The organism is Shewanella aestuarii (assembly GCF_014647215.1).
Lineage (GTDB): Bacteria > Pseudomonadota > Gammaproteobacteria > Enterobacterales > Shewanellaceae > Shewanella > Shewanella aestuarii.
Genome location: NZ_BMOT01000004.1, coordinates 244,714 through 268,756, shown reverse-complemented (window position 1 = coordinate 268,756; position 24,043 = coordinate 244,714). Strand labels below are relative to the sequence as shown.

The 24,043-nt window shown below is 41.3% G+C and carries 23 protein-coding genes; 13 read left to right on the top strand and 10 right to left on the bottom strand.

Annotated elements, in window-relative coordinates:
• Positions 1-197: 197 nt before the first annotated feature.
• The gene (locus tag IEY03_RS08560) at positions 198-740 is read left to right on the top strand and encodes a DUF3016 domain-containing protein (RefSeq protein WP_188840933.1); all 543 of its coding nucleotides are present in this window, start codon (positions 198-200) and stop codon (positions 738-740) included.
• Here IEY03_RS08560 and IEY03_RS08555 read toward each other — a convergent pair.
• Together IEY03_RS08555 and IEY03_RS08550 are read right to left on the bottom strand one after the other, a co-directional pair.
• On the bottom strand, positions 737-2,485 hold the full coding sequence (locus IEY03_RS08555) for a GGDEF domain-containing protein (RefSeq protein ID WP_188840932.1): 1,749 nt from the start codon (positions 2,483-2,485) through the stop codon (positions 737-739). The two genes, IEY03_RS08560 and IEY03_RS08555, sit on opposite strands and share 4 nt — an antisense overlap.
• A 151-nt stretch (positions 2,486-2,636) precedes the next feature.
• Positions 2,637-2,948, bottom strand: coding sequence for a prephenate dehydrogenase (locus tag IEY03_RS08550; RefSeq protein ID WP_188840931.1), 312 nt, complete (start codon positions 2,946-2,948; stop codon positions 2,637-2,639).
• 50 nt (positions 2,949-2,998) lie between these two features.
• On the opposite strand from IEY03_RS08550, the gene IEY03_RS08545 reads away from it, so the two are divergent.
• A complete protein-coding gene (locus IEY03_RS08545) occupies positions 2,999-3,946 on the top strand; it encodes a TraB/GumN family protein (RefSeq protein WP_188840930.1) in 948 nt (315 codons plus the stop codon).
• Positions 3,947-3,976: 30 nt separating this feature from the next.
• Positions 3,977-4,600, top strand: coding sequence for a chemoreceptor glutamine deamidase CheD (locus IEY03_RS08540; protein WP_188840929.1), 624 nt, complete (start codon positions 3,977-3,979; stop codon positions 4,598-4,600).
• A 10-nt stretch (positions 4,601-4,610) separates the two neighbouring features.
• Here IEY03_RS08540 and IEY03_RS08535 read toward each other — a convergent pair whose 3' ends face one another.
• Complete coding sequence (locus IEY03_RS08535) at positions 4,611-5,378, bottom strand: methyltransferase domain-containing protein (protein WP_188840987.1); 768 nt, start codon at positions 5,376-5,378, stop codon at positions 4,611-4,613.
• A gap of 232 nt (positions 5,379-5,610) precedes the next feature.
• Between IEY03_RS08535 and IEY03_RS08530 the strand changes: the two genes are divergently transcribed.
• Complete coding sequence (locus tag IEY03_RS08530) at positions 5,611-6,447, top strand: MaoC family dehydratase (protein WP_188840928.1); 837 nt, start codon at positions 5,611-5,613, stop codon at positions 6,445-6,447.
• A gap of 56 nt (positions 6,448-6,503) precedes the next feature.
• Here the strand turns inward: IEY03_RS08530 and IEY03_RS08525 are convergent, their stop codons facing one another.
• Both IEY03_RS08525 and IEY03_RS08520 read right to left on the bottom strand, forming a co-directional pair.
• A complete protein-coding gene (locus IEY03_RS08525; RefSeq protein WP_188840927.1) occupies positions 6,504-7,394 on the bottom strand; it encodes an aldo/keto reductase in 891 nt (296 codons plus the stop codon).
• A 121-nt stretch (positions 7,395-7,515) separates the two neighbouring features.
• Positions 7,516-9,162, bottom strand: coding sequence for a mechanosensitive ion channel family protein (locus tag IEY03_RS08520; protein WP_373290850.1), 1,647 nt, complete (start codon positions 9,160-9,162; stop codon positions 7,516-7,518).
• Between the two features lie 236 nt (positions 9,163-9,398).
• Between IEY03_RS08520 and IEY03_RS08515 the strand changes: the two genes are divergently transcribed.
• Entirely contained in the window at positions 9,399-9,719 is a 321-nt protein-coding gene (locus IEY03_RS08515) for a hypothetical protein (RefSeq protein ID WP_188840925.1), read from the top strand.
• Positions 9,720-9,725: 6 nt separating this feature from the next.
• Here the strand turns inward: IEY03_RS08515 and IEY03_RS17125 are convergent, their stop codons facing one another.
• The gene (locus IEY03_RS17125) at positions 9,726-9,851 is read right to left on the bottom strand and encodes a hypothetical protein (RefSeq protein ID WP_261298844.1); all 126 of its coding nucleotides are present in this window, start codon (positions 9,849-9,851) and stop codon (positions 9,726-9,728) included.
• A gap of 212 nt (positions 9,852-10,063) precedes the next feature.
• Here IEY03_RS17125 and IEY03_RS08510 point away from each other — a divergent pair, with 212 nt between their 5' ends.
• The 6 genes from IEY03_RS08510 to rraB all read left to right on the top strand — a co-directional run bounded on the left by IEY03_RS08510 (position 10,064) and on the right by rraB (position 14,692).
• Positions 10,064-10,357, top strand: a complete 294-nt coding sequence (locus IEY03_RS08510; RefSeq protein WP_188840924.1) for a DUF2607 family protein — start codon at positions 10,064-10,066, stop codon at positions 10,355-10,357.
• Between the two features lie 122 nt (positions 10,358-10,479).
• The gene (locus tag IEY03_RS08505) at positions 10,480-11,667 is read left to right on the top strand and encodes a hypothetical protein (RefSeq protein ID WP_188840923.1); all 1,188 of its coding nucleotides are present in this window, start codon (positions 10,480-10,482) and stop codon (positions 11,665-11,667) included.
• A complete protein-coding gene (locus IEY03_RS08500; RefSeq protein ID WP_188840922.1) occupies positions 11,651-12,556 on the top strand; it encodes a metal ABC transporter solute-binding protein, Zn/Mn family in 906 nt (301 codons plus the stop codon). Before IEY03_RS08505 ends, IEY03_RS08500 begins: the two co-directional genes overlap by 17 nt.
• Positions 12,557-12,559: 3 nt before the next feature.
• On the top strand, positions 12,560-13,342 hold the full coding sequence (locus IEY03_RS08495; RefSeq protein ID WP_188840921.1) for a metal ABC transporter permease: 783 nt from the start codon (positions 12,560-12,562) through the stop codon (positions 13,340-13,342).
• Between the two features lie 143 nt (positions 13,343-13,485).
• The gene (locus tag IEY03_RS08490) at positions 13,486-14,220 is read left to right on the top strand and encodes a 1-acylglycerol-3-phosphate O-acyltransferase (RefSeq protein ID WP_188840920.1); all 735 of its coding nucleotides are present in this window, start codon (positions 13,486-13,488) and stop codon (positions 14,218-14,220) included.
• A 55-nt stretch (positions 14,221-14,275) separates the two neighbouring features.
• The gene (rraB, locus tag IEY03_RS08485) at positions 14,276-14,692 is read left to right on the top strand and encodes a ribonuclease E inhibitor RraB (RefSeq protein ID WP_188840919.1); all 417 of its coding nucleotides are present in this window, start codon (positions 14,276-14,278) and stop codon (positions 14,690-14,692) included.
• Positions 14,693-14,766: 74 nt separating this feature from the next.
• Here the strand turns inward: rraB and IEY03_RS08480 are convergent, their stop codons facing one another.
• Both IEY03_RS08480 and IEY03_RS08475 read right to left on the bottom strand, forming a co-directional pair.
• Complete coding sequence (locus IEY03_RS08480) at positions 14,767-15,732, bottom strand: sensor domain-containing diguanylate cyclase (RefSeq protein WP_188840918.1); 966 nt, start codon at positions 15,730-15,732, stop codon at positions 14,767-14,769.
• Positions 15,733-15,750: 18 nt separating this feature from the next.
• On the bottom strand, positions 15,751-16,746 hold the full coding sequence (locus tag IEY03_RS08475; RefSeq protein ID WP_188840917.1) for a response regulator: 996 nt from the start codon (positions 16,744-16,746) through the stop codon (positions 15,751-15,753).
• A 375-nt stretch (positions 16,747-17,121) separates the two neighbouring features.
• Here IEY03_RS08475 and IEY03_RS08470 point away from each other — a divergent pair, with 375 nt between their 5' ends.
• The gene (locus IEY03_RS08470) at positions 17,122-17,928 is read left to right on the top strand and encodes a crotonase/enoyl-CoA hydratase family protein (RefSeq protein WP_188840916.1); all 807 of its coding nucleotides are present in this window, start codon (positions 17,122-17,124) and stop codon (positions 17,926-17,928) included.
• Between the two features lie 113 nt (positions 17,929-18,041).
• Here IEY03_RS08470 and IEY03_RS08465 read toward each other — a convergent pair whose 3' ends face one another.
• Both IEY03_RS08465 and rapA read right to left on the bottom strand, forming a co-directional pair.
• A complete protein-coding gene (locus tag IEY03_RS08465; RefSeq protein WP_188840915.1) occupies positions 18,042-18,959 on the bottom strand; it encodes a DUF3530 family protein in 918 nt (305 codons plus the stop codon).
• 103 nt (positions 18,960-19,062) lie between these two features.
• Positions 19,063-21,966, bottom strand: coding sequence for an RNA polymerase-associated protein RapA (gene rapA / locus IEY03_RS08460; RefSeq protein WP_188840914.1), 2,904 nt, complete (start codon positions 21,964-21,966; stop codon positions 19,063-19,065).
• A 302-nt stretch (positions 21,967-22,268) separates the two neighbouring features.
• Between rapA and IEY03_RS08455 the strand changes: the two genes are divergently transcribed.
• Positions 22,269-23,663, top strand: coding sequence for a PhoH family protein (locus IEY03_RS08455; RefSeq protein ID WP_188840913.1), 1,395 nt, complete (start codon positions 22,269-22,271; stop codon positions 23,661-23,663).
• Positions 23,664-24,043 lie beyond the last annotated feature (380 nt).

Below are 24,043 nucleotides of genomic sequence, written 5' to 3'. Positions count from 1 at the left end.
GCCTATGATTATTGAACGAAAGCTGAACAACTGTGGCATTTGTCTATGGCTAGCTTTTTAATCAAATAAACGATGACTGTCATCTTGGCACATTATTTTGGTTAATTTAGTTTATGTTAAGCAACGATACAGGTTGTGTTTGTTAAAGTAATGATATTGCGTAAATGACACATTTTTAACCGTCTTGGAGACACTTTATGAATATGAAATATTTACTTATTACAGGTGCATTGTTCAGCAGTTTTGCAATTGCTGATGAAGCTGAAGTAACTAGCCCAGTGACCGAGAATGGTATTGTTAAGGTTGAGTGGCAAGACCCTGCAAGTTATCGCGATATAAAATCTTCTAATGAATTGCAATCGCGTTTTGAAAATCGTTTTTTTGAAACGATAACCAAAAACATTAACAAGAAAGCTGAGAAAACCTTAAAACCCAATCAGAAGCTGGTGATGCAAGTGTCTGATGTTGATCTCGCGGGTGATATGCGTCCAACCTTTGGTGTCACAACCGGTGATTTACGGGTGGTAAAAGAACTCTACCCACCAAGAATGACCTTCACTTACCAAATTTTGGAAGGTGAACAGGTCATTATGGCAGGCGATGAAAAGTTAACTGATATGGGATTCATGCAGCGACTTAATCGTGTCAATGAACGCCCATTTCAAGCAGAGACAACCATGATTGATAATTGGTTAACCCGCACTGTAGCCCCACAGCTTAATCAGGCGGCGAGCAATTAAGCCACATTCAAATTAAGTGTTGGCAGTGAAAACAGGTAAAGTCCGCTATCAGCGAGTTTTGCCTGTTTTTTTGCTTGTGCACTTAAGGTCGATAACTCATGTTCTGTCGCGTTAGATGTGACACTTGGGGGCAATATACCGATACATAAGGAAATTAATGGATGATGCAATAGCTCTCCTTTTCTGTCCTCCGCAAGCATGCTTTGGCTCCGCCAATGCTCATCCTGATAAAATACCTGTTTATGTTGCTCGAACTGTTCAATGATTTGTTGGCTGTGGCTAACCGTACTTTCGCAGGTGCAGATCATGATAAAATCATCGCCGCCAATATGACCGACAAAACATCGCTCATTTTGATGTGGAGTTAATAGTTTAGCGACAAGTTGAATCACTTCATCACCACGGCAAAAACCATATATATCGTTGTATGGCTTAAAGTGGCATAAATCTAAATAAGCCAAATAGAACGGCTTTTGCTGCGTACGCAATAATTTCAATTCTTCTTGGATTGGAACATTGCCTGGTAAGTTAGTTAATGGATTAGCATGACGAGCCATTTTAATTCTGTGTTCAGTTATCCGTTGCAACAGATCTTTAGTGTGGCCGATACCAATCAACTTTTGGTTACGGGTAATAATAAATTGTTGCGCGACAGTATGGGCTTCTTCAGATGTTAATAACTGGCTGACATGCGATAAAGGCTCGTTAGCGTCAATTTGTAATACCTGCTTATCCATCACAGCACTTGCTGGATGAGTTTCGTGCAAAGCTCGTCCATAGGGAGTGCTAAATAACTCGAGCAATGCAGTACGATTAATAATGCCTATTGGAAGGTCATTTTCAACAATCACAATAGCTTGTAGTGCAGGTTGGTCAATAAATTGCTGACTTAATTGTTTTAATTGTGTTTTAGGTGCGGCAACAATGGCATTGTGGCAGATACTATCTGCGGTTTCACAATACCGAGTATGAGGTAATGAAGCTATCGCTAAAGGCGCGTTGATGTATTCTCTGTTCGGTTCGACTTCTGGTCGGCCAAGTAAGTAACCTTGGCAGTAACTGACACCTAATTGAGACAGCATAGTTAACTCTGCTTCAGTCTCTATCCCTTCAGCGATGACTTTGCAGGTTAAGCTTTGACACAAGTCTACAATCGATCTAACAAACTCTTGTTTTACAGGAGTAATATCAATTTGATGAATAAAGTGGCGATCAATTTTGACATAATCGGGCGCGAGTTCTGACCATAACCTTAGTCCCGAATATCCCGCGCCTAGATCATCAATTGCAGTTAAAAACCCCTGGTTTCTATAATGATTCAAGCAAGACTTTAATAGATCAATATCGTCTGCAGGGTATTGTTCTGACAGCTCAATCACCACATCACTAGGAGATAAGCCTAATTGCTTGATGAGTTTTAAGGTAGTGCCTTTAGGGTGGTTCGGGTCAAGTAATGCTTTAGGCGAAATATTAATAAACAACTTTCCAGGTAACTGACGTTTGGTAAACGAAGTGATAGAGATACTTCTGCAAAGGGTTTCTAATTCACTGAGTTTTCCTTGGTGTTCAGCTGTTTGAAATAGCGGTACAGGTAAATGCAATGGGCTATGGTCAGGGCCTCGACTTAACGCTTCAAAACCATGAAGTTTATTATTCTTTATGTTAAAAATGGGCTGAAAAACGGCATTAACTGTTTGTTTATTAAGAATGCTATCTAAGGCTTGGGTTAAATCAATGGAAGGCATAATCTGATCTAATGATGACTGTTAACTCATCATAATCATCGTTTATGACAGAATAATGTCATACTTTTGGGGGAAACTTGAATAAATTTAATGATAAATCGCTGTGGCAGGAATAAGTACCCTGCAATGTTTATACATTGCAGGGATAAAACTATTTACTTTGTAGTTTAAAGGCTTGTAGTGTTTGTAACAGCATTGCCAATTTTTTTACAAACGCTTCTAGCGTTTCAGGTGCGGTATGGACACTTTCTTGCATTGTTTCAAACTCAGTTGCAAGTTCTTGGACATAGGGTAAGAAACGATTACTTTTTTGAGTAAACCCTTGTTCTTCATTGAAAATGGCGACAAACTTACCATACCCTGCCTTGCGAAGCTCATCTAAACGATTATCACAGTCAATCGCTTGTCTGTAAGCGAGCTGGAGGTTTTCTTTTAACTGTTGCATGACTTTGGTATACGGCATATACATCTCTAAATCTAACGGCACATTTAGGTAAATTATAAGGTTCAGCAATGGATGCAACAAGGAAAATACGCAATTGTTTATATATGGATATCACTTTGATGCATTGGATTGGTCGTCATGTCCTTAATTTGGTAGCACATACAAGAAGAGCTCCATGGCTGATATGCGCAATACTTAGCCTGCCATTTTGTGCCGTTGCGGCACCAGAAGATAAGCCGCCATTTTATAAGCTGACATGGCATGGGCAACAGGCCTTTTTGCTCGGGTCTATTCATGTTGGTAAAGCTGACTTTTACCCTATGGCAACGCAAATTGAGCAAGCTTTTGCTAAAAGTACCGCGTTAGTGATTGAAGCTGACATTGAAAAGGCAGATACGGTCAGTTTGTTAGCGCAATACGGTGCGGCATCTGCGAAATTACAGGAGCAAGCGCAATTAGCCACATCTAACTATTGCCAGCAAATGCAGCCATTGTGTGCAGCGATAAAGCCCCTCGCGCCTTGGTTACAAGCCGCGCAAATTAGCATGGTACGCTTCGCAAACTTAGGCTACAGCGCGCAGCAGGGGGTTGATGTGACGTTTTCTGCCAAGCGGCAATCAAAAGCATTACTTGAATTAGAAAGTGTGGCATTCCAATTTGAACTCATTTCATCATTTAAAGATAAAACTCAGTTACAAATGCTCGATGAAGCGATTAATGCCACAGATGCTGAAATGACAGGATTAATTCAAGCCTGGCGCACAGGCAACGAAGCAGAGTTAGCTGCTATTATGACGCAGCAAGCAGGTGATGAAGATGAGTTGTTAAGTAAGCTATTATGGCAACGCAATCATACTATGAGCGATAAAATGTTAGTGATGATGCAGCAACAATCAGATCAACAGCTATTCTTTATTATTGGAGCTGGGCATTTAGTCGGTCAACAAAATATACCAGATTTATTGCGTCAACAAGGTGCGCAAGTTCAGGCTTGTTGGCAACATAGTTGCATTTAGTTTGTAAAACTGAGTTGCAGAGGAAATTGCATGCCGCAAGAGTTAAACCATCAATTGAGAGTGTCATCAAACAGTAAAGCGGGGATGAATGCTCATCAGCCCATTATTCGTGTCGATCCTGGAGAGTTTTATATCTCCCAGGCAGATGAGCTTATTTATACACGATTAGGCTCGTGCGTCGCGGCATGTATTTGGGATCCTATTGCGGGTGTCGGTGGATTGAATCATTTTTTAGTGCCTGAAAAAAGGTCGCAAAACGAGTGGAAACAATTAACCAGTTTTTCTTGCCGTTATGGTAACTGGGCCATGGAGCAGTTAATCAATGCTATTTTATCTAAGGGCGGACATCGAAAACGTTTGCAGGCTAAAGTGTTTGGTGGTGCGCAAATGACACCGCATATCAGCATACAAATAGGTCAGGCTAATATTGATTTTGTTCGACATTACCTTGGCTTAGAAAACATTCCTATTGTCAGTGAAGACATGGGCGGGATTTTGCCTCGTAAAGTGTTATTTCACCCTTTATCAGGTAAAGCGTTGATGAAGTCATTGCCGATGAGTATTGTGTCTAAAGTCAATCATCAAGAGCAAGATTACCTACAAGCATTAGATAAAGATGATCAAAGAAATCAGAATGATATTGAGTTGTTTTAAGCTAAGTTGTTTATGGATTCTTAGCTAAAAAGTGTACATAGCGACCCAGTGATAAATAGGGTTCACGCTGTGAATAAAGTAGCTCCATCTCTATTAACTGTTGGGTATCAAAGTTTGGCGGTAAGTGGTGCTTTAAATAATCATTGATCACCCTGACACCCGATTGGCAAATCATACTGAGCTGCCATTGATTAAACCACTGGCGAACATCTTCAATATACAAAGGATGTGTTGGGGTTAAGCCCACCTTCTTTTTGACTTTCATATCACGCTTAACATAGTCGAAATTGCCTGAAACAAGACTATGGAAACGCATGGCCTCCTTGTTATAAAACATCAACGAAAATATGCCTTGCGGTTTTAGCAAGGTTAACAAACCTTGCAATGTGCTGTGGGCATCAATAAGCCATTCTGCGACAGCGTGACATAAAATCACATCGAATTGCCCCTGTTTTTCAGGACTTAGTGCTTGAATTGGGCAGTGAACTAAGCTGATGTTTAAAGGCACATCGGAGGCATCGATTTGCTGTTTTGCTTGAAAAAGCATTTGCTCAGAAATATCACACAACACCACTTCGTGACCCATTGCCGCCAGTTTTTGACTAAAAAAACCAAAGCCGCCACCCGCATCAAGAATGCGTAGCGGTTTATCGCCCAAAGCTGCTATTTGCGGTGCGAGATCTCGCCATAAGACCGCGGCTCTGATTTCTCCTTTGGTGGTACCGTAAATGTTTTTAGCAAATTTTTGGCTAAGCTTGTCAAAGTTTTTATCTTGCACTGTCAGCATTTCATCAGTAAATAGAAGCGGTATTTTGCTACGGCATTGTTAGTCGGTAAAGCAAAATATGACCAGAAAGTTAACCCTTATTAATAACATGGTACTTGTCTTGCGCTAACAATTTCAATTTTGATGAAATTCTGCGTTATAATGCATCACTGTGGCGCAAACAGCGCCGTTTTAAAAAAGGGTAAACACGTTGAGTTTCGATTACAAAATGGATTTAAAGGCGATGCCTTCGCTTTTTACACTTTATCGCAAAATATTTTTTAGTCGCAAACCGGGCTGGGATCAAAAGCCATTACCCAGCATTGCGATACAAGCTGATAATGTAATGTTATCTAACGATAAAATCCGTCAATACGCCAACGTCTGTGGTTTCGACTTTAATGGAAAAGTCGTGCCACCCACTTATCTTTATGTGCAGGCTTTTAGATTGCACGCTGTGATATTTACCCATAAAGCCATTACTTTTCCTTTGTTGGGAATGATCCACCTTAAAAACAGTATTAGTGTATTTAGACCGGTAAATTGTGATGAAGTTTTTTCGGTGCAATGCCAGCTACTGAACAGCACAGAAACCGATGCTGGTTTAGAGTTTGTACTTGAGTCGAATATTTATGTGGGTGATGAATTGGTGTGGCAGGCGCATTCAACGTATTTATATCGAATTGAATCGGCTAAGCGTCGCCCTCGGCCACCGCGTGCATCGGATATGGCCTGGAATAATGTCCAGCAATGGCGGTTAACCGAAGACCTTGGGCGTAATTATGCTAAAGCCTCTGGGGATTATAATTTAATTCACTTGCACCCATTACTGTCTAAACGCTTTGGTTTTGAAAGAGTGCTAGCGCACGGTATGTGGTCTAAAGCTCGGTGTATGGCGCATTTAATGCAGTTTGTGGGGGAGCGTCCTTTTAAGGTTGAAGTCGAATTTAAATTGCCGGTGTTTATGCCATCTGAAGTGACTTTTGCCTATGAATCACTAGAAAATGGAAAGCGTTTTGAAATGCGAGATGTGAAAGCTAAGCGGCCACATTTATATGGACAAATGACTTATTTAGACTAGCTTACTAGATTGAAAAATCCCCTATTGAGAATATCGATAGGGGGCTTTTGATTGGATTAAGGTACACTGTGTCCCGTTGAGGCTTGCCAAATACTAAACCATTGTTGTTTATCTAAGATGATGTTGTTTGAGTCTATGGCTGTGCGAATACGTTCAATATTACCACTACCAATAATGGGCACAGGCTGACTAGGTAACATTCTTACCCAAGCATAAATGACTTGGCTAATATCTTTAGCCCCAACTTGTTCTGCAATTAAGGTTAAACACTTTCTCAATCTGGTAGCTTGTTCAGTTTTAGCGCTGAATAACTCGCCACCACCAAGACAAGACCATGCCATAGGTCGAATACCTAATTGTTGACATTGGTCTAACACTCCGTCGTGGATATGCGTTAAACATTGCACTGAAACTTCCACTTGGTTGGTGATAAGCGGGGCATTCAATCTAGACTGCAATAAATCAAATTGTTGTGGCAGAAAGTTTGAAACACCAAAATGTTGAACTTTACCTTGGGTTTTTAAGTGAAAAAATGCCTCGGCAATTTCATCAGCTTGCATTAATGGATCAGGGCGATGGATCAATAATGCATCTAAATAGTCAGTTTTGAGTGAGGTTAACGAGCGTTCTACACTGTCAATAATATGTTGTTTGCTAGTGTCATAATGGTTCACATAACGGTTATCAAATCCGCCAAACATGGGTTTAATGCCACATTTGCTGATGATTTGCATTTTATCGCGTAGTTGTGGCGCTAAAGATAATGCTTCACCAAATAATGATTCGCATTCATACACTCCGTAAATATCCGCGTGATCCATACAGGTCACACCTAAATCCAGATATTGCTCTATCAAGGTTAGGCGTTGTTGAGCATTCATGTTCCACGCATTAAGTCGCCAAAATCCAGCGATAAAATCTGAGAATGCAAAATGAGGTGCTGCCATGTCTTATCCTAACTTGGGTTGCTTAATTATAATCGCACCCATTAAAAAATGGGTGCGTTTTATTGTGGAACTGTATCATCACAATGGGTGATCGCCAAAAACGACGCTGAGGTAATCCAAGCTACTTCTGGTAAATATGGACGTCGCGTTGCGGGAACGGAATACTAATGCCTTCAGCATCAAAACGCATTTTCACTGCGCGGGTAATATCCCAATATACATCCCAATAGTCATCCGGTTTAACCCATGGTCTAACGATAAAGTCGACAGAAGATTCACCTAGAGTGTGCAGCTTTACAATCGGCTCCGGCGTTGCTTGCACTTTAGGATGTTGCTCAACAATATCCTTCAAAATGGTTTCAGCATGTTCGATGTTGTCGCTGTAACTGATCCCGAAAACTAAATCCACGCGGCGCTGGTGTTCCGCGGTAATATTATTAATGGTGTCGCCCCAAATTTTATTGTTTGGAATGATTAAGCGTTGATTATCAAGGGTTTTAATTGTGGTTGATACTAGGCTCATGTGGCTAACTCGACCTGTAACGCCAGCTGCATTAATTAAATCTCCCACATCGAAAGGGCGGTAAATGAGGATCATCATGCCTGAGGCAAAGTTAGATAAAGTATCTTGTAATGCAAAACCGATAATCACACCCGCGATACCAAAACCGGCTAATAATGGGCCTAGCTCAAACCCTAACTGAGATAAAGCAACTAACAAACCAATCGCAAAAATGGCTTTGCTCGAGAGTGAAATAAAGAAATCTTGTAATAACTGGCTAAATTTAAGTTTGGATGAACTCACCGCTTTGGTGGCAATACGCGTCACCACTTTAGCGACTAAGCTGCTTAAGAAAAGAATTAAGCTAAACACTACAATTTTAAATGTCACACTTGGACCGTTGTCTAGAGCTTGATTTTTAGCCACACTCATCCATTCTTCAATTAGGCTTGATGCGACGTTGAAGTTCAGCACATCTTGAGTGATATCGCCGGAAACACTGAACAAGGTTTGTTTGATATGTGCAGTGTCAATTTCTAATTGATCGAGTAGTTCAGCAGCAATCGTTAAGCTGGTACTGTTTTGCTTAAGACGCTCTTTTAAATTCGTTACCCGTAGTTTTTGATCTGCACTGATATCTTTGCCCGCAGAGGTGGCATCGGCAACCGCTTGCTGCAATTCTTGTTGAGTATAAGTGACTAAACTTTGTAATTTATCTGCGCGAATAATCAAGCGTTCACGTAATCGCTGTTTAATATTAGCGACATCAATATTGACCTTTTCAGCCCAATTGATGGTTTGTAATTCAGCTTTAAGATAATGATCGCGTTGAAACTCTCTTTCTGATACCTGTAATAATATCGCTTCATCATTACTCGAGTTGGTTATTGAGTTTTTTAAGCGAACAATATCTTCATTAAGGTAATGACTGACTTTGTCTAAAAAAGTGAGTTGTGATTGAACTAATGGGGTCACAAAGGTGTAATCAATATTTTCAGCATTGATTAACTCATCTATAAGGCCACGTAGTTCCAAGGTTTTATTCTTGATCCGATATTCCGCAATGGCTTTGATTTCCCCTTGCGATTGAGCTAACGAATTAACATCGTCTTCGATCATAGCTGTTAAGGCTGCAATTTTCTGCTGGGTATCAGTACTGACTTGTGCGACTTGCTCGGTGGTTTGTTCTGGAATAGCAGGGGATTGCGCGTGGACATTACTTGCCCCTAATAGGCAGGCTAGGGTTAATCCTAGACTCATAACCATTTTAAGCATATCGATTTTTCCTTTGAGTCGTCTGTAATTTAAGCAGATTTTTTGAATAAGTTACTTATAGCAATAATCATAAAGTGTTTGTAAGACATTACCAATATGCTTTTGGTATTAACGCTTGGTTTGCCTCATAATACGCCATAGGTTCAGGTGATCAAATCTCGATGTGTTGTTCTAGTGGGTGTGTTTTTGTTGTTTTGATCATTTAGTTTTAATCAAAAGGATTCAATATGTTATTGCAGTGTGCTTTTTGTCATAAAAGTTTTTCGGTGGCGAAGGTGATTCAAACCCGTGGAAAGGGGATTGGCGCGCAGATTCAATGCCCAAAATGTCAAGCATGGTTGGGAAGACATAAAAGTCTTACAGCAGGAAAAATAGCGGGGTTTTATATAGCTGTGTTTGCCGCCGTAGCGGGATACTTTATGGATAACATGATGCACATTGTGACCCCAACAATTATCTTATCAGTCATATTGGTTGGGGTAATGCATATGATGGATCACTTAATTTTGATTGAGCCTCCAGAAGAGGTCTCGTCACAGGATGCATAAATAGAATCAGGAAATAACCTGCTCTTGGCTTGCCAAGGATGCTTCAACCCAATAAATGCCGCCTAGCACAACAACACCTATTACGATCATGGTGATGATAATGCCGATATTTTCACGTAGAAAGTTAGCCATGGTCTGTCCTCGTCTTACAAATTAACAAAATATGCAGCAATTTTACGGAGATCAGCTTAAGTTTATCTTAAATCGCGGTGAACGCTGGCGTAATTGTCTGTGACCGCACAAAATCTGCTTAAAAGTGATTTGTAACAATCTAAAGGTTGCTTTTTTTTGCGGGGCTTCTAGAATTGTGGCCTTTATTTCATCACATCTTGTCAGGTATATCTGTGAGACTTAGCATTCAGTTGAAGCAACATATCGCAATTTGGCTTTGTGCCATATTGGTGGTATTGGCTTTTGCTGCATCAAATCATAGTGTCCAACATCATGAAGATGGCGTAAATACTCATCACTGTACCTTGTGTTTCCATCAGCATCAGCTGAACAAAACCCTTAACTCATTTGCTTTCTCAATCCCAGTCCAAAAACAGCATTATCAAACCAGTGTTGATATTTTTTCTGAGTTTGAATCCGTCAGCCTGTTTTATTACCACAGTCGCGCACCGCCTGTCGCCTCGTAAACCCACTAAACATTGTTATTCATTATTTAATTAAATCGTCGGCATTAATTGCTTTGACGATCGTGAGTTTATGGTTTTAGTTCTGCCTCAAATTATGGTGGTACTAAAACGTAGGAGAAAATATGTCTATTTTAAAAACACCTTTATCATTAGTTGCTATCGGCTGTGCTTTTGCACCTATTACGGTTCTGGCTGAAGATTCAAGTTTAACCAATCCAAATATCAGCGCCGTGCTGGATGGGTATTATCAGTCTGGCGACCGTCCTATGTCTGAACGAGCAGAAGGATTTGGCTTAGGTGAAACAGAATTAGCAATTAGTGCCAATATTGACGATATGTTCTATGGCAAAATGACCGCGGTTTTAGCTAGCCATGATGGTGAAACAGAAGTAGAACTCGAAGAAGCCTTTATTCAAACTATGGGATTGCCAGAAGGGTTGTCGGTACGTGCCGGTCGTTTTTTATCCGATGTCGGTTACTTAAATAATCAACACTTACACACGGATTCGTTTGCCGATCGCCCAGCAGCTTATCGTGCATTTTTAGGCGGTCACTATTTTGATGATGGTTTGCGAGTCAGTATCGTTGCACCAACAGATATTTATTGGAATTTAGGTTTTGAAGCCTTCAAAGGCGATAAAATGCGTGCCGCTGATGAACATGGTGAACGTGACTTTAGTAATATTGGTGTCTATTCTGCTTTTACCAAGTTCGGTGGCGACATAGGTGTTGATAGCTCATGGCAACTGGGTCTAGCCTATCTTCGTAATGAGAATGGTAAGCTGCTTGGTGAAGAGGAAGATGAACATGTCGATGATGAACATGATCATGGCGGTCACGCCCACAGCGCCAAATATACCGGAGAAAACACCTATATAGCTGATTTTGTTTACAAATGGGCACCAAATGGAAATTACAAATATCAGCACCTTACATTAAGTGGTGAATATTTCCGAGTGACCGACATTTTTGCGATGGAAGAGCATGATGAACATGAACATGAAGCCTTTAGTAATAATGATTACCATCAAGGCTGGTATGTCAGCAGTGTTTATCAATTTAGCCCTAATTGGTCTGCGGGTTTACGTTATGGTCAAGTCGATTCTTATGAGGCTCATGGCGATCATTTAGACCCACAAAAGTTGAAAGAAACTGAGTTCAGTGTTGCTTGGCATCACAGTCATTTCTCTACTGTTAGACTACAATACACTAACCAACAAGGTACTAATTTTGACGGTTTTGAAAACGACAACATTATTACATTACAGTATGTTATGACATTAGGAGCTCACGGTGCCCATCAATTCTAAGCTAATTAAAATAGCATCGGTATTGGCGCTATTGTGCTCGACTACCGCTCATGCAGAACTGAATGTTTTTGCTTGCGAGCCTGAGTATGCAGCATTGGCGCAATCACTTGCGCCAGATGCAAAAGTGTATTCAGCAACAACAGCAATGCAAGATCCGCACTTAGTGCAAGCACGGCCAAGCTTAATTGCTAAAATGCGTCAGGCTGATCTCGTTGTATGTGCAGGGGCTGATTTAGAGATTGGTTGGCTACCTATGCTGCAAATGAAAGCATCTAACAACAAGGTACGTTCTACAGATACAGGCTTATTTTATGCTGCAGAGCACACTAAGACTTTAGATCAGATTGACAATGTTGATCGCTCTATGGGAGATGTGCATGCCAAAGGTAACCCACACTTGCATTTTGACCCGGTCAAACTGCTTGAGGTCGCTAAAGGCTTATCTGCTAAGTTTATCCAATTAGATCCGAGTAACACAGCGGCTTATGAAACCGCATTTGCTAGGTTCAATGAGCAGTGGCAAGCAAAAATACCCGTTTGGCAAGCGCAAGCTAAGTCATTGCAAGGTAAAAAAGTGATCGCTTATCATTCTAGCTTTCGCTATTTATTTCAATGGACTGGTATTGAGCAAGTGGCCGACCTTGAGCCTAAGCCTGGTCTCGCACCCACAAGTAGCCATTTAGCCACCCTACTCGCACGTGCTGAAAAGGGCGATATTATGGCTATTATCGTTGCATCATATCAGGATGAGCGCGGTGCAAAATGGTTAGGTGATCGTGCTAATTTACCTGTGCTGACACTGCCAATGTCAGTCGGGGGTAACGAGCAAAGTACCGACTTAATTAGTCTTTACGATAACGTGTTGGTGCTATTGAACGGGGTGCAATAGCCTATGTTTGATATTGAACTAGTCTCTATCCTATTACCTGCCTTTGTGGCAGGTTTACTGGTGCTTTCTACCCATGTGGTATTAGGTCAACAAGTGTTAAAGCGTGGCATTATCTTTATTGATTTAGCTATTGCGCAGGTTGCGGCTTTGGGCGCCATTGTGTCGCACATTGACCATGACATTGAACAGTTGCCTTTTTCGCATGTGTGGATGCCAGCATTATTTGCTTTAGCAGGTGCTGGAGTCATTGCTTGGATGGCAACTAAGTTTAAAGGCGAGCTTGAAGCATTTATTGGCTGTTTTTATGTGTTGAGTGCGGTGGGAGCCATGTTGTTATTGGCAAATGATCCCCATGGGGCTGAATTATTAAAGCAGCTGATGTCGGGGCAAATTTTATGGGTTAGTTGGTCGCAATTATTGTTACCTGCCATAGTTTCTGCGTTGATTTTAGTGGCAATAGCAATTAAACCGGATTTGCTTGATGGGATTAGCTTTTACTTTTTATTTGCTATGGTCATCACCTTATCGGTTGAATTAGTTGGCGTATATTTAGTATTTAGTACGTTAATTTTACCGGCATTAGCCTTAAACAAATACCTAGGAAAAGCTAAGTTGGCGTTAGCCTATGGTGTTGGGGTTATAGGGTATATCTTTGGCTTGGCGCTATCGGCAAGTTACGATCTTCCTAGTGGTGCTGCTATTGTGGCTACGCTCGCGTTAAGTGCTTTTCTGTTCAGGTTGACTATTTCTCGCATTAATCAATCCAACACTGGTGTAACCCGTTAGGCTGTAAATCAGTGATCTTCTTAGGCGAAATCGACATGTTTATGCGGTTTCGCCTTTTTTCAGCTTACACTTGTATGCAAAATTGATTGAGTCAATTTGCCGCCCTCGTTATACTGTCGCCAATTCATCCGCAGGAGTCTGTTGTGCTGCTAATCGCTCGTTCGTTAATACTTGGCATACTATTGTTTTTAGCTTTTGTTTTCGCAATAGTTTTATGTATCGTCCGTCCAATGCATCGTGATAATGTTCACGTGATAGCTAGAATATTTTCCTCAGTATCTCCCGTGCTTGGTATCAAGGTTATTACCCGTCATGTTCAACCTGATGTGGTTAATCAGCAAAACATTTACTTAGGTAATCACCAAAACAATTTTGATTTATTCACCCAAACCTCAGCGGTACCAAAAGCCACTGTGAGTTTAGGCAAAAAAAGTTTGGCGTGGATGCCATTGTTCGGTCAAATCTACTGGCTGACAGGCAATATCCTAATCGATCGCAAAAACCGTTCTAGTGCATTTGATACCATGGCTAAAACAGTCAAAAAAATGCAACAGAAATTGCTTTCAGTATGGATTTTTCCAGAAGGTACTCGTTCTCGTGGGCGTGGTCTATTACCGCTTAAAGTGGGAGCATTTCATACCGCTATCGCGGCTCAAGTGCCAGTTGTGCCTGTATTAGCATCTTGCCAAAAGCACATTAAAATGAACCGCTGGAACAATGGTGTGGTGATTGTTGAAATGATGGCACCAATAGCAACGCAAGGATTAGATAAAAACGACGCTAAATCTTTTGCTACTCAAGTGCACGGTATTATGGCAAAGCGTTATGAAGAGCTAAATCAAGAAGCCGCTGCATTAATGGCTAAACCTAACGCGTAAGTTAAAGTATAATAGTCAGATTAATTTTTTATAGTTACGTTATTCGGAGTATTTCATGTCTATCGAGCGTCAGTTAAAAGAGCAGTTAGCCGAAAATCGCGAAATTGTTGAAGCCCTTATTGCTGATGGTTCAGAACCTGATGCTGAATACACCATCGAACATCATTTTTCATCAAGTAACTTTGACCGTTTAGAAAAAGCGGCTGTTGATGCATTCAAACTCGGTTTTGAAGTCAATGATGCTGAAGAAATGGAATTGGATGACGGTGAGATTATCTTCTGTTTTGATGCCATAGCGTATCATAAGCTAGAAGTACCTTTACTGGATAAAGCTTGTGAGCAATTACTTGCTCTTGCTGCAAAGCAAAAAGTGGATTATGACGGTTGGGGCACATACTTTGTCGGCGATGTTGAAGACGACGAAGATGAAGATGACGACGAATATGATGAAGATAGTGCGCAAATGCACTAATACTATCCGTAACGGAAAGTAGATTTAAAAAAACCACTCAATGAGTGGTTTTTTAGTTTCAACATTAAGGCAATTTAGTTTTGAGCAGTAAACACAACACTCTGATTACGGCCATTTTGTTTGGCTTGATATAAGGCTTTATCGGCACCCGATAGCCACACAGAACTATTGTCACTATTAGGCTTAATTTGATTAATACCTAAGCTTACCGTGACTTTAATGATGCGGTTATCACAAATGATTTCCGATGCTTCAATTTTCTTCCGTAGTCGCTCGGTAAAATACAAGGCATCAGTGTCACCAGTTTTAGATAACACAATAGCAAACTCTTCACCGCCATAGCGGCCGGCACAGTCAGTTTCACGTAATGATTGCTTTAACAGATGGGCAATGTGTTGAATAACTTTATCACCCGCAGGATGACCGTATTTGTCGTTTATTTGTTTGAAATTATCAATATCGATCATAATTAAAGAAGCTTGATCTTGATAACGAGAAAAACGTTCAAACTCACGTTCCATGCATACTTGCCAATGTCGACGGTTATGAAGTTGAGTTAAACCATCGGTTTGACTTAACTCTTCAAGCTGCTGGTTCATTGCTTTCAGCTGCAACTTATTCACTGCAATATCACTGACATCATAAACAATAATACTGATGTGAGTGATGCTGCCTGTTAGCGATGCTAAAGGTAGTAAGGTAATGTTTTGGTACATAAAATCTGCTCGTCCGGTAATTGGACGATAGTTTTTAAATTTAAACACGTAAGGGCGTTGTTCCCAGCTGATAAAGGTACGATTTTTTAATAAAAAAACCGATTCCATTTTTTGTTTTAGCCAGTCGGCTGGAATGTCTGGCAACTCTGTGAACAGGTTTTTTCCTTTGATGGAATTGGGCGAAATACCGCTATGGTTTTCCATAAAGCCATTCCACAATTGGATGTTGTAATTGCGATCAAGCACTATTAAACCGACTTCGATGGTTTGCACCATATCGATAAGCCAGTGAAGTTCATTCATCGCATCGAGATCATTTGACATATTCGCAATATCCAATCTTTAATCGAGAAGATAACCAAGCTTAAAGTTAAGCGTAGGTATCGAATCTTCGGTAAATAGAAGTAGCAAGTCGCATTGGATATTGTAATCTTCAATACGGTAATTAATTTCCATGGCAAGGGTGCGTTGCCATTTTTCAGAGCTGGCGTGAATAAGATCGTTAACGGTACAGTGTTGCCCTAACACCACAGGATGACTCTGGCTGAACTTCATATCCAGCTGCTCCGATATACCGCTTAAAAACGCGCCGATAAGCACGTTACCAGTATCAATTAGCACTTCTACTTCGGTATGGGTTTGTTCTTCACTATTGATTTTCATGAGCTTAGCCATATCGGCAAAACTTGAATCGTGGAAGAGTAATAGGGCTTCACCAGCAACACCTGCACCAATAAATCCCTGACATAACGCAGATATTGTTGATGATTCTTCAGTTGCTTTTAAGGCCATGGTCAGCTCACTGACTTCCAGCACATTAACATTTGGGATTGGCAGCACAACGAACACATCAAGCAACTTAGCAAGCAGGTCAGCAGCACGTCCCATAGCCACGTTGGCTATCTCCTGGCAGGCGTCCCTAAGGTCGACTTTGACCATAGGCTGTATATCAGCTTCGACACCTTGCGTGAGGGTTAAAATGCCATATTCTTGCAAAATATTGCTGATGGCATCGGCGCTAACCGGTTTTTGAATGAAGTCTAATGCCCCTAAGGCTTTTACGCGCTCATGGGCTTTAATTTGAATATCACCTGACACCACAATAATCAGTGCGGGTAAATCTTGTTGTTGAACGGTTTCAAGTACTTGATAACCGTCCATGACGGGCATGTTCAAATCGAGAAATACGATTTCGCCTTTACCTGCTCTAATAGCGTCAAGGCCTTCAGCGCCATTAGTCGCAAATGTCACTTCCACATCCCAATCTTTTGGGAGTGTTCGTGCCATTTGTTTTCTGGCTAATGCTGAGTCATCACATATTAATACGGGAATTGTCATCTTGACTTGTTGTCCTTAATTTCGCCCCAGATAAAGAAGATATTGCTATTTAAGAGCCATTGATAACACTCTTTGGGCGTTCATTTATTATTATAAGACATTTTTATCTTATGTTTTATTCTAGGATACTCATCAATAACATGCGAAATTAATCTGGTTTTCATGTTAAATATGATTGATATAGGCATCCGTGTTGTTTAGCTGATTCATTTCAGAAAACTCATTTTGCAGAGGTCGGCAGATTGAGCTTTGCTTACAACAACATTTGAAGCCAATAAATTGACCATGGTCAATTAGTCGACATGTTATAACTATTAGCAAAATACAACAAACATGTTAGTCTAAAATCTGGACTGACCAGTAAGGAAATATTTCATGACAACGGAATTGGTAACCCTCGATATTCGAAATGATGTTGCCTATGTGTGTTTAAACCGGCCTGAAAAAATGAATGCGCTTAACTATGCCATGTTTGTTGCTATAGATAATACAATCAAACGTATTGCCAAAAATCGCAATATCAAAGCCGTTATTCTTTCGGGAGCGGAAAACAATTTTAGCTCTGGTTTAGATGTTAAAAGTTTAGCTAATGACCCGATTAAAGGTATTCCTCTATTGTTCAAATGGTTACCTGGAAATGCCAATTTAGCGCAACGAGTGTCTGTTGGTTGGCAGCGTTTGCCAGTGCCGGTCATTGCAGTGTTGCAAGGCTGTTGTTATGGCGGTGGAATGCAAATTGCGCTAGGTGCCGATGTTAGAATTGCAGAGCCAGCCACAAGGTTATCCATTATGGAAGCCAAATGGGGCTTATTACCTGATATGGGCGGGCTGGCCAGTTTAAGGCAGATAATGCCAAAAGATAAAGCCCTGCATTTAACCTATACCGCGCAAGTATTAGAAAGTGATCAGGCATTAAATTTGGGGCTAGTGTCAGAAGTGGTTGATGATGCCATGACGCGTGCTGAGGCACTTGCTGAGCAATATATGCTGACATCGCCCGATGCCATAGCGGCAATCAAGCACAGTATTAATCGCAGTTGGAGTGGCACGATTCGGCAGTTATTAAGCCGCGAGTCATTAAGCCAGATAAAAGTCTTGGTAGGTAAAAATCGCGCAATTGCGGCGATACGTCAAACTAAAGATCCTCAAAAATCTTATCGCCCAAGGCAAGGTTGGTGGTGATAGGCTAGTTCATCAAGTTGCTTTGCTCAACTCATAATGCCGTGGCCAAATAAAAGTGCAGTGGTTAAGTCAAAGTCATCACGAGTGACCAATAAGCTCGCAGCGAAGCAGTGTTATCGATTGATAACACTTCTTGCAAACCCTTCAATCCGGGTTAAAGCCTCTTCCCAACCTCCTGAATTGTCTAAATCTAAACTCAAGTAATATTGGCGATAGTACTTAGTCGGTTTGACACTATTATATTGTTTGCGGGTCGGCGCATTTTCTAATGCAAGTGGATTAGCATCATTAGAAATTAAATCCAGTATTGGCACTGACATCATCACCAATTGTTCTGCAATCGGCTTACGCTGTGCTGATTTCTCTATCAGTTGTTCATACTCTCGGTAGGGATTCACCAGAATGACTAAATCAGGAATCGGGATTTTTTTCTCAAAAAGCAGGTGAGTAATCATGCCTGCACTGTCATCAAACGCGATAATCATTCTTGCCCCTGGATAGGATTGTCCCAGCGTAGTAAGTTGATTAAGCGCTTCTGTTAAATTAGCTTGCTGAAAGTTTCTCAGTTCAAGTAATTGTTCGGAATTGTATTTAGGAACAGCTTGGTTGGCAGCTATGGTTAGCTGAGCATCACCAGCTTGTTTGATTTGTTCACTTTCAGTAATAAAATTAGGACGATATAGCCCTTTAGGTGGTGTTAGGCTAAGTGTCGCCCAGCCTTTAGCATTTAGTTCATGGCGTAAAAATCCGCTGAGTCCCATGCTGTGAACTTGTGTGTCAGACGCGCCAATAATCACGGCTAAGCCAAGTTGTTGTTTACCACTCCAGGATCTGAGCAAAACCTCAGCGGGCTTGCCATCTAAGGTGATAGTTTGAATTTCAGTGGCAGGTATCGGGGTGAAATCAACTTGCGCCAACACTAAACTTGGCATTAACCAAAGACTCAATAATAAACGCTGTAAAGTAGGTAATGGACGCAAGCTGACCTCGTCATTGGCAATCGCTGTGGCATTGATAATCTTGGTTATCAATTGTTTGTGCTATCAATCATAGCTTAATCTAATAAAAAAATAAGCACATGCCTGTTAATCGGTCATGTGCTTATTGTTATTAGCAGCCCTCAGTTTGAAGGTGTTATACGTGGCTCACTAATACCATACGAATCGCATCAAGTTGTAGCTGACTGTCGTCGATATAGTCATTTAGTTCATTGATTTGATTGCGAATATAATCCAATTCGGCATCACGTATGTTGGGGTTAACCGCTTTTAGTGCTTCAAGGCGGTTTAATTCTGCCCCTAATTGATGACTCATTTTATCTTTTGCCGCAGCCACTAATTCAGATAACGCCGTTTGTGCGTGGGTTTCACCATGGGCAAATAGCGGATGCAATATCGGTTGAGAGGCATTCACTAATTTACTGGCAATATGGCGATTAACGGCACTAAGCTGTTTATCAAAACTTTGATAATCCACTTTATCTGACATGTTATTGCCGCTTTTATCCAACAAAATACGAATAGGCGTTGGCGGCATATAACGGTAAAGCTGAGTTGATTTAGGCGCTGAAGCATCAGCCATATAGATGAGCTCTAAAAATAACGTACCGGCTGGTAAGGCTTTATTTTTCAATATTGCTACACTAGTGGTGCCAGTTTCTGAACCTGTGATCAAATCTAGGCCCGTTTGCACAATAGGATGCTCTTGCGAGATAAATGCTATGTCATCACGCGATAATGCGGTGTCGCGATCAAAGGTGACGGTTACGCCATCTTCAGGCAGACCAGGATAAGTGGGGTAAAGCATGTGCTCACTTGGACGTAATACAATGGTGTTTTCACCACTGTCTTCTTGATCGACCCCGATAATGTCCCATAAACGGATCACGCTACCGATTAAATCTGTGCTGCTGTCATTATCCGCCAGACGTTTAATCAATGCATTGGCGCGTTCGCCGCCATGTGAATTGATTTCTAATAGCTTATCGCGACCTTGTTCCATCGCGTGCTTAAGCTGTTTATAACGTTGCTGGGTATGATTCAGTAGCAAAGTCAACGCATCTTCATCATCACTAGCCAGAACCTGCGTCAGCTCTTCAGCAAATTGATTAAATAATACGTGCCCGCTAGGGCAGGTGAGTTCGAATGAGTTCAAACCATCATGATACCAACGCATTAAGCGTTCTTGCGCTGTGCCAGCTAAGTAAGGTAAATGAATTTGTATATCATTTTTTTGACCAATACGGTCTAGACGGCCAATACGCTGTTCAAGTAAATCTGGATTGAGTGGTAAATCAAATAACACTAAGTGGCTGGCAAACTGGAAGTTACGACCCTCTGAGCCAATTTCAGAACATATAAGAGCCTGTGCGCCGCCTTCTTCCTGGGCAAAGTAAGCGCCTGCTTTATCACGTTCGATAATCGACATACCTTCGTGGAACACTGTGGCTTGAATACCTTCACGGGTACGTAATGCTTCTTCAAGGCTCAATGCCGTTTCTGCTAAGCTGGCGATGATCAGCACTTTTTTACTGCGGTGACTTTTAAGGAAAGCAATTAACCAGTCAACGCGTGGATCGAACTTCCACCATGAGCTGTCATTCTCAAAAGCCTGATAGAGCTTTTCTGGGCTTAACGCCTGTAATGCTTTAGCTTCAGGTGTTTTTGCTCCGCCCATCATGTCGTTGACGCGCTGAGCGGTAACATATTGCTCCGGCATTGTTTGTGGGTAAGCATTAAAATGACGCTGCGGGAAGCCTTTTACCGACGCGCGACTGTTACGATAAAGCACTCGGCCAGTACCATGCCGGTCTAACAATTCTTGCAATAATTCATCGCGGGCTTCTTGTTGTTGAGCGGCATCAACATTGCTAGCTTGGATCAAACGAATATTGGGTTCGATATCTTTTTCTGATAGCAGCTCAGTTAAGCTATTGATGGCTTCCTGAGTTAAATTGCCTTGAGATGCTAAAGCGTGGGCGGCATCGGCAACATCTTTATAGCTATCCTCTTCTTTCAAGAAAGCGTCGTAATCATAGAAGCGATCGGGATCAAGTAAACGTAAACGGGCAAAATGGCTTTGATGGCCTAACTGATCGGGCGTTGCGGTTAACAGCAGGACACCGGGCACGACTTCACTGAGTGCTTCGACGATTTTATAAGCACGGCTAGGCGCATCTTCAGACCACTCTAAATGATGGGCTTCATCAACAACCAATAAATCCCAATCGGCATCTAAGGCTTGATCAAGACGTTTCTTTTTACGCAATAGTTCAAGCGAGCAAATAACGAGTTGCTCGGTGTAAAAAGGGTTGTCGTTATCAGCATAAGCTTCAACACAACGGTCTTCGTCAAATACAGAAAAACGTAAGTTAAAGCGACGCAGCATTTCAACTAACCACTGATGCCGCAAGGTATCAGGCATTATCACGAGTATACGTTCAGCTCGGCCAGTTAGCAGTTGTTGGTGGATAATCAATCCCGCTTCAATGGTTTTACCTAACCCCACTTCATCGGCCAGTAATACACGTGGGGCATAACGACGGCCAACTTCATGGGCAATCCATTGCTGATGAGCAATTAAGCCAACACGTGGGCCTTGTAACCCCAGTAAATCTGAAGTGGCAAGTTTATGGCGAAGTAATTGACACTGATAACGGACACCAAAACGTTCCAAACGATCGATTTTCCCCGCAAACAGGCGATCTTGTGGCTTATTAAAACGAATATTATGACTTAATAATGTTTCCCTCAAACTCACTTTTTCTTTGGTTTCACTGTGGATCCCGTGATAAACGATAATTTGATTTTTTTCTTCAATTTCTTCAACCGTGAGTTGCCATCCATCACCACTTTCGATGTTATCCCCAGGATTAAATATCACCCTAGTCAGTGGTGCATCAGTACGGGAGAACATGCGGTTCTCGCCTGTTGCAGGAAATAATAATGTGACCATACGGCCTTCAACTTGCACTACAGTACCTAATCCAAGTTCTGACTCAGTATCACTGATCCAGCGTTGACCTAAAGCAAACGGCATTTTTAATTCTCATGTTTGAAGCGGGGAAACAAAAAGGGGGCGTATATTATCTTAAACCCACCCAGATTTAAAATTTTAGCACTTAATTAAGTGGATATTTTCAAATTATCGCCATAAGTGTCATCGGGACGTCATTAAGTCTCAATATAAATGTCATATCACAGCAAACAAATAGTTGAGCTTTTGCTAAGCCACTGCCATATTAAAAGGGTGATGTTTACAAACTGCTCAGCCAGATATAACACCTTGAAAAAGGCGATTATTAGCAGGTGAATTTGATAAATCAGCACAGCGGAGGCGCCATGGAACAAAACGACAGAAAGTTGTTTGTATTGGATACCAACGTGTTACTGCATGAACCATTAGCGATTTATTCGTTTAAGGAACATGACGTAATCGTCCCTATGACCGTATTAGAAGAGCTTGACAGCATAAAAGATAGAAAGCGCGATGTGAGCAGAGATGCACGGGTTGCGATTAGAGCCTTAGAGGATATTTTAGGCGGTTCAACCACCCCTGAACAAATTATTCAAGGCGTACCTTTACCCAGTAGAGAGGGCCATTTAGACGTATCAGGCAGTTTATCCATCTTCCCCGACCATCAAATTGACTTCACCATGGGCGCGCTGCCCGGTGACAATAACGATAACCGTATTATCAATACCGCACTTTATCTTCAAAAGCAGCACCATCCCCGCACAGTCGTGTTAGTGACTAAAGACATTAACATGCGCCTCAAAGCCAAAGGTGCGGGTATTAAGCGGGTTGAAGATTACCGTACCGATCAACTTATCGATGATATTCGTTTTCTTGCTAAAGGTTTTTATCAGTTCGAAGGTGATTTTTGGAGTCAGGTCGATAAAGTCTCAACAGACAGAGTGGGTCGACACACGGTTCATCAAGTGCCCCTAGAACATTTAGGAAAAGAGCCGTTTTACATTAACCAGTATTTAATAGATGAATCAACTGATTTTTGTGGTCGGGTTGCGGCCAAAAGTGATACCCAGCTGGATATCATCGACCGTGGCTATGAGCGATTAATGCACCATGAAGCTTGGGGAATTAAGCCAAAAAATATCTATCAGGGTATGGCGTTAGATGCTTTGTTAGACCCAGATATAGAATTGATCATTTTAACGGGTCCCGCGGGGTGTGGTAAAACACTACTTGCGATGGCCTCGGCACTGGAATTGGTCATAGAGAAAAAACGCTACGACAAAATTATTGTCACTCGAAATACCCCCGATATTGCCGAATCAATTGGATTTTTACCCGGCACAGAAGAGGAGAAAATGGCTCCTTGGTTAGCGGCAATTACAGATACCTTAGAGGTGCTTCATAAAAATGATGTTAATCCAACTGGTAGCGTGAATTACATCATGGAAAAAGCCAATATTCAGTTCAAATCGATTAATTTTATGCGTGGTCGCTCGATTCAAAATTCAGTGGTCATTTTGGATGAATGCCAAAACCTCACCGCATCGCAGATAAAAACCATGATCACGCGTATGGGAGAGGGGACAAAATTAATCTGCAGCGGCAACTTGGCTCAAATTGATACGACGTATTTAACTGCGGTAACATCAGGTTTGACCTATATTGTCGAGCGTTTTAAGGATTTTGAGGGCAGTGCAAATATTTACTTAAATGGCGTGGTACGATCACGCTTAGCTGAATTTGCCGAAGAACATTTATAATCAAACCTTTATTGTGGCTGAACAAAGTCCAAAGTCGGAAATTAAGGCTACAATCATGTTAGTAGCCTTAGTTTAAACAATGAATTTGTTGTTTGCAGTTAGGTTTAGTGATCATTGCTTAAGCACTGTTAGACGTTTTTACAGGGTTTTCACCTAGAAAACTCGTTACATTTCAGGCTAAGTTCAACAACAAAACAGCTTAGTTTGAATAAACTTTAACTTCGAAAGAACAACCGTCTCTAATATGCTTGACCTAGCAGCATCTAATCGAAATAGATTTAGATTAAAGCGTGTGATTGCGACTATGTTCCTGATAATATGAACCTTGTATTAATTTATTGCGTGCGTGATAGCCAACTCTGATATTACGCCGACACCTG